At 43.3% G+C, this 6,347-nt stretch carries 5 protein-coding genes and 2 pseudogenes; 4 read left to right on the forward strand and 3 right to left on the reverse strand.

Features of this window, described 5'->3' with window-relative positions; all coding sequences use genetic code 11:
- Window positions 1-141: 141 nt before the first annotated feature.
- Window positions 142-821 (forward strand): annotated as a pseudogene (locus IM456_RS22715) (RAMP superfamily protein); the annotation flags it as partial.
- A 594-nt stretch (window positions 822-1,415) separates the two neighbouring features.
- Here IM456_RS22715 and IM456_RS22720 read toward each other — a convergent pair.
- The gene (locus IM456_RS22720; protein WP_149986830.1) at window positions 1,416-2,324 is read right to left on the reverse strand and encodes a transglutaminase family protein; all 909 of its coding nucleotides are present in this window, start codon (window positions 2,322-2,324) and stop codon (window positions 1,416-1,418) included.
- A 187-nt stretch (window positions 2,325-2,511) separates the two neighbouring features.
- Here IM456_RS22720 and IM456_RS22725 point away from each other — a divergent pair, with 187 nt between their 5' ends.
- Window positions 2,512-3,963 (forward strand): GTP-binding protein, encoded by a 1,452-nt coding sequence (locus tag IM456_RS22725; RefSeq protein WP_149986829.1) that lies wholly within the window; start codon window positions 2,512-2,514, stop codon window positions 3,961-3,963.
- A 229-nt stretch (window positions 3,964-4,192) separates the two neighbouring features.
- Here the strand turns inward: IM456_RS22725 and IM456_RS22730 are convergent, their stop codons facing one another.
- Both IM456_RS22730 and IM456_RS22735 read right to left on the reverse strand, forming a co-directional pair.
- Entirely contained in the window at window positions 4,193-4,489 is a 297-nt protein-coding gene (locus IM456_RS22730) for a type II toxin-antitoxin system RelE/ParE family toxin (protein ID WP_079206196.1), read from the reverse strand.
- Window positions 4,474-4,662: a hypothetical protein gene (locus IM456_RS22735; RefSeq protein WP_002737442.1), complete on the reverse strand. Its 189-nt coding sequence runs from the start codon at window positions 4,660-4,662 to the stop codon at window positions 4,474-4,476. Before IM456_RS22735 ends, IM456_RS22730 begins: the two co-directional genes overlap by 16 nt.
- Before the next feature lie 355 nt (window positions 4,663-5,017).
- On the opposite strand from IM456_RS22735, the gene IM456_RS22740 reads away from it, so the two are divergent.
- Together IM456_RS22740 and IM456_RS23630 are read left to right on the forward strand one after the other, a co-directional pair.
- Complete coding sequence (locus IM456_RS22740) at window positions 5,018-5,710, forward strand: Crp/Fnr family transcriptional regulator (protein WP_149986828.1); 693 nt, start codon at window positions 5,018-5,020, stop codon at window positions 5,708-5,710.
- Between the two features lie 391 nt (window positions 5,711-6,101).
- Window positions 6,102-6,281: pseudogene (locus tag IM456_RS23630) on the forward strand (hypothetical protein); the annotation flags it as partial.
- Window positions 6,282-6,347 lie beyond the last annotated feature (66 nt).

The following is a 6,347-nucleotide window of genomic DNA, read 5'->3' on the forward strand; positions in this document are numbered from 1 at the left end:
CTCGGCTGGTGAGAGAGAGTCTATCTTTCTCTAAAAAAATGGAGAATCACGTTGGGGAGCCCTTTGGTATTTTATCCATGACTACAATGCACAGCAAAGCAAAGGATTAAGCCGCCATCACTACTACCGAATCACCACCCCTTTGCCAAGGGTTACAACGAACCCACCTACACAGTAACAGGAGAATTGCGCTGGATTCTCACCCAATCTCTCCCCGAAAACCAGCAAGAATGCTTAAAAAAATTAATTCGTTTTCTCACTCGTTTTGCCATGTTATTAGGAGGATTTGGTAAATCATGGCGACGAGCAGATCATAGTATTTTCTATGAGGATTATTATCCCAATAAACCCTTAATTTGCTGTCATTGGCAATGGGGGTATAAAAGTTCTTTAATCAACGATAATAAAGTCAGAGATTTAACTCATGTTCATCCCTTTATCAAAGATGTTCGCACTATTGCTAAAGAATGGATGACCTTACAAAAATATATCCCCATAACTCCCGATAATAGTGCTAAGTGGCGAGAAATTTGGCAGCCTAAAAATATCGAGGTTTGGGGAAGAATTGCTGAAAATAAAGATGATTACCTAGCCATAACATGGCTTCACAAAGCCTATCAAAAATTGGATAATTTAAGTATCTATAAAACCTCAATCAAATTGGTCGTCTTTGGCATCGAATGTATCCCAAAAATAATCATCAATACCTAGAATTATTAACAATTTTTCCTGATGACTCTGATGATTGTGCTTATTTTCTAGGTTTTCTAGACGAGAATAATGGTCAAGAGGGAAAATTTCAAAAACTTTGGCCGAAATAATCCCGTTTATAGTTAAGTACCTAAGCAAAATTAATTACACATTAGGATTAGTTGGAAACTAAAAAAGTAAGGCTAATTCATTAATTAGCCTTACTCTTATTCCTTACCTATTAGGTCAAATAGGATTAGTTGGAAAGCAGAAAAAGGGTTTCTAAAAGAAGCCCTTTTTCTGCATCTCAATTTTGTCGAAATATCTATAGGATATTCTGGGCGCACGCGATGCGCCCCTACCATTGGCACAATAATATTATTGTAGGGGCGAATTGGATTCGCCCTCTTTAATTAGAAACCAGAAAAAGGGTTGGCTGCATCTCAATTTTGTCGAAATATCTATAGGACATTCTGGACGCACGCGATGCGCCCCTACCATTGGCACAATAATATTATTGTAGGGGCGAATTGCCTTCGCCCTCTTTAATTAGAAACCCTTTTTCTAATAAATTGTGTCAAATATATCTTGACAAAAATCGATAAAAATGCTATAACCTAACTGGAATATTCGCTTTAAATTACGAACAGCTTAGTGAAGTAGGAAGTTTTCCTTTGGGGGAGTCAGAAACCGATCGCCAGTCAAGGAAAAACCCGAAATTCAACCTATTCCCTGGGATCAAAATCCGGCAGCGTCCCCAGCTTGCGAATGGTCACTTTAACATCCATAGACAAATAGTCATCGGCATCACCAAACCAAGAACCGGAAAGAGGTATGATTTGACCGGGATGACGAGCGATCGCCACTCGAATTAAATCAAAGCCGGCGGTAATTTGATTAGTCGGATCATAATTACGCCAACCGGCCCCCGGCAGATAAACCTGTAACCAAGCATGGGTAGCACCAGAGCCAGTCATTCCCACTTCACCACCGTCGAGGGCAGCATCGTAGAGATAGCCACTGACAAAACGACAGGCTAAACCCAATCTTCGCAAAGCTTCGATCATCAACCAAGCATAATCGCGACAAGTTCCCGACTTTAGCCGCAGGGTTTCTCCGGGGGATTGAGTTCCTTCACTCTCCCGGGATTGGTAGGTAAAATTATCTTTGATAGCCGCCATCATTCTTTCCATGACATCGAGGGTATCATCTTGGTCCCCCGCTACAAAACTTTTGGCCCAAGCTGCCAGGCTGCCGTCGGCATCCTCGGCGTGGGGACGCATAAACACCACTAAATCTGACCATTCATCGGGGGTGTACTGGATGGGAATTTCGATCGCCCGTTGATCGAGGGGAAAATCAGCGATCGCTTTTAAGCCAAAATGTTCCGCCCGTAATCGACAGGTAACGATTAATTCTGACGCTGCTTGAGCGAATTCAATCCCTACCACGTTGTTAGATAGAGTATCCATAGTCCAGCGCGTTTTGGCGGCAATATTCGCTTCTACAGAATAACTGATAATTCTTTCACCGTGACCGGCGCTGGGCAAAAAAATCGCCCGATGTTCCCCAAAAGTTACCGGTTTACGATAATGATAGGTGGTGATGTGTTCCAAGTCGTAGATGACACTCATCCTGATTATCCTTAATAAAGTAGCTGGTTATAATTAAATTGAAGATGGTTCCCCCCTTGATCCCCCCTTAATCCCCCCTTGATAAGGGGAGTATCTGACAATTTTTAACACCTACCCACTCAGTCACTGATAACTGATAACTGATAACTGATAACCGATAACTGATAACCGATAACTGATAACTGAAATGACCTCTGACCCGTTCCTCGATCGAGCTTGGAATACCGAAGACCTAGAACAAGCGCTTCGAGGTGTCGGCACTATTCAAGAAGAACTCAACTATAATCAGGCACGCAATTCTCTGAGCAAACTTGTTGATCGTCTGGATCTTACCTCGATCGAGAAAATTGGTCTAGAAGCGGAGATCGATCGCCTAGTGGCCCTGCTAGAAAAACTCGATCGATCCCTGATTCAAATTGCCGCTTTTGGCCTGGTGGGCCGGGGAAAATCCTCGATTTTAAATGCTCTGGTCGGTCAAGAAATCTTTACAACCGGTCCTTTACACGGAGTTACCCGCACCATTAAAGGGGTAAATTGGCAGTTAAGCAGCGATGATACTTTCCCTCATCTAGCGCGTCTGACCCTGAACGGCCAGGGTAATGCTCAGGTGCAATTGCTTGATACTCCCGGTATTGATGAGGTAGATGGGCAAACGAGGGAAATTCTCGCCTGTCAGGTGGCGCAGCAGGTGGATTTAATCCTTTTTATCATCTCTGGTGATATGACCAAAGTGGAATTTTCCGCCTTGGCCAAGTTACGCGAAGCAGCAAAACCGATGATTTTGGTCTTTAATAAAATCGATCAGTATCCGGAAGTCGATCGCCTCGCTATCTATGAGAAAATCGCCTCAGAACGGGTGAAAGAATTACTCTCCCCCGATGAGATTGTTATGGTGGCGGCCTCTCCCCTCCTGGCGGAGACGGTTAAAGGGCAGGATGGTCGGCTAAAAACGCAACGATTTCGGGGAAAACCACAGATAGAAGCCCTGAAACTCAAAATTTTGGAAATTCTAGAGCGAGAGGGTAAATCGCTGGTAGCACTCAATTCTATGCTGTATGCGGACGAGGTAAACGAGCAAATTGTCGCCCGCAAAATGGCTATCCGTGATCGCGGGGCTAATCAATTGATTCAAAAAGCAGTGATGATCAAAGCATCGGCGATCGCTCTGAATCCGGTGACGGTGTTGGATCTGTTTACGGGGGCAGTTATCGATCTAGCCATGATTCTCGCTCTTTCTCGCTTATACGGCATCGATTTAACTCGTCAGGGGGCGATCGCTCTTTTACAAAAAATTGCCCTCAATATGGGTGGCATTAGTGCCAGCGAATTTTTAGCGGTTTTGGGTTTAAGTTCCCTAAAAGGACTGCTCGGTCTCTCGATTCCTGCCACTGGCGGCATTTCTCTCCTTCCCTATACTTCGATCGCCCTGACTCAAGCGGGAGTTGCCGGTGTATCCTGTTACGCGATCGGCCAAGTGACGAAAACCTATCTCGCTAATGGGGCCACCTGGGGACCCGATGGCCCGAAGGCAGTGGTGGCCAGTATTCTCGATTCCCTCGATGAAACCTCGATTCTCAACCGGATTAAGCGGGAATTAGGCTCAAAATTGGGGGTTGGGGGACTTTTCAGTGATCAGTAAACAGTAAACAGTAATCAGTGAACTGAAGGCAAGAGGCAATAGGCAACAGGCAATAGGCTCCAAGAAAGAATCTGGCAATTCTCCTACCTAAAAAGAAGGCTAGAAACTTAGTAGATTAAAGCTTTTAGCTTAACAAATTTGGTTTTAGATTCGGCTCTTGTGAACTGAAAACTCAAATCTGATAACTGATAACTGATAACTGATAACTGATTACTGATCACTGACTCGATCAATCCAAGAAATGCTTACTATGGACGATCGCCGCTATAATAACTACTGACCCTTGAATTTGATAGATCAGACGGTAGGCGTAGGCAGACTTTTCTCGGATGGTTTCATCGCTAAATTCGGCGCATTTTTTCGCTTCTAGGGGACAATTTTCTAAAGAATAGCTTATATCAAGAATTCGACGCACGACGGCCGCCGCGTAGGACGGGGAATCTCGACTGATATAAGATGCGATCGCATCCACGTCTTCAATTGCTTTGGGCGACCAGACAAGGCGATAATTCACTCGATCAGCCATTTGTTTAAAAGACCCTCAACTTCTTCTTGGGGGATTGTATTCTCTAGAGAGGCAGCGTTCAAACTTTGACGCACCTTCTCCAGAACGTATAAATGATACTGAATATCTTCAATTGAACAATCATCGGGTAATTGATTCAAGAGGGATTCCACTTTTTGTCTAATGCTATTCATACAAGTTTGACCGAAGTTTTTAAGGAAAAGTATAAATTTAAGTTATCTATCAACTATCATCTATCATTTGTCATCGGATAGAAAATTATAGTTACGCATCCTATCCTAAGCCATAGTCCCCAGAAAAGCGAGAAAAAGTTAAAAATAGATAAGGTGATTATCTAGCTTTTGTAACATTGGGGCGGGGATACTGTTAAGAATACTTAATACTTCCCCTATCTGCCCAATCCCCGCGACTTTTAGGGATTATTGACCAATAAACATCCAGCGGCGACAAGACTCCCCCCCAATCACAGAAATTTTTTGTTACATTAGTTTACAGTTCCCTCAACGCCCCAGTGGGTTATTAATTTTAATGTCTTCTTCGGTTCCTTCGTCGGATTTTATACCCTCAATCGGTCAAGAAACAGAAATCTTTAACTGGGCAAAATCCCATTATCGTAACCATACCTTTGCCAAAGATGAAAGAGTAGCCACGCGCCCCGGGCTATTATACTTTGTGGAATCTGGGGCGATTCGTATTGTTGGTAAGGCACAAGTTAACGTTATTGACCAAAAATCCCCCCGTCAACTACCTATTGCCGATAGTGAGGAAGTATTTCTCGGTTTTGTGGGTGCAGGTCAACCTTTTGAGATTGTTTCTCAATTTCCCTTTCAATTACAAGCCCAAGCTCATCTAGACGAGACCGAGTTAGTCTGGTTATACTGGGAAGACCTAGAACAATGGCCGCAATTGCGATCGGCTGTTATGGAAACTTTTCGCCATCAATACCAGCGTAAGTTATTTTGGTTGAGTATTCTCGGTCAAAAACGCTCCCTCGATCGATTAATGGGGTTCTTGGTTCTATTATTGGAAGAATACGGTCAACCCTGTGTGGAAGGCTATTATCTCCCCTATCCCCTAACTCACGCTCAAATTGCCAGCGCCATCGGCACTACCAGAGTAACAGTAACAAGATTAATCGGTAAATTGCGACAACAAAATTCGATCTTTTTTAAGCAGGATAATCTTATCGGATTGCCCAGTTTATTTTTGAGTCAGAATTAATTTTTCTGCTGCTGGTGTTGCTGACTCAAGGTATGAAGGCTGCTGCATCTCAATTTTGTAGAAATATCTATATTAGATTTTGGGCGCACGCGATGCACCCCTACCATTGCCGCAATAATATTATTGTAGGGGCGAATTGCCTTCGCCCTCTTTTAATAACTTCTGCTGCTCACCATAAATGAGAGAAAGTCACAAAACTGTGCATCCTATCCAAAAGTTAGTTTGGCTCTAGCTTTTAAAAACCCCACACAAGAAGATTCCTATCTCAAATCAGCAAGGCCAGGTACTTGCTGATAACCAGTCTTCTGGAAGACTGTGCATCCTATCCAAAAGTTAGTTTGGCTCTAGCTTTTAAAAACCCCACACAAGAAGATTCCTATCTCAAATCAGCAAGGCCCGGTATTCCCTGATAACCAGTCTTCTGGAAGGACGCTTTGGCAGCCTAGATGCAGAATTATCTGGTCTGGTGGAACAGATTGCCCAACTTCCCATCTCGGAACGCACCGGGTTACTTCTTTCTCTGGCCAATTTATCTCGCTCAGAACTGTTAGAAAGATTCAGGGAAAATTAAACTTTCAGTCCCAATCTCAAAAACAGACAATTAAAATTCCCTTCGATAAATTCTCAAAACTTGCTA

This window comes from Microcystis sp. M079S1 (genome assembly GCF_020246425.1).
GTDB lineage: Bacteria > Cyanobacteriota > Cyanobacteriia > Cyanobacteriales > Microcystaceae > Microcystis > Microcystis aeruginosa.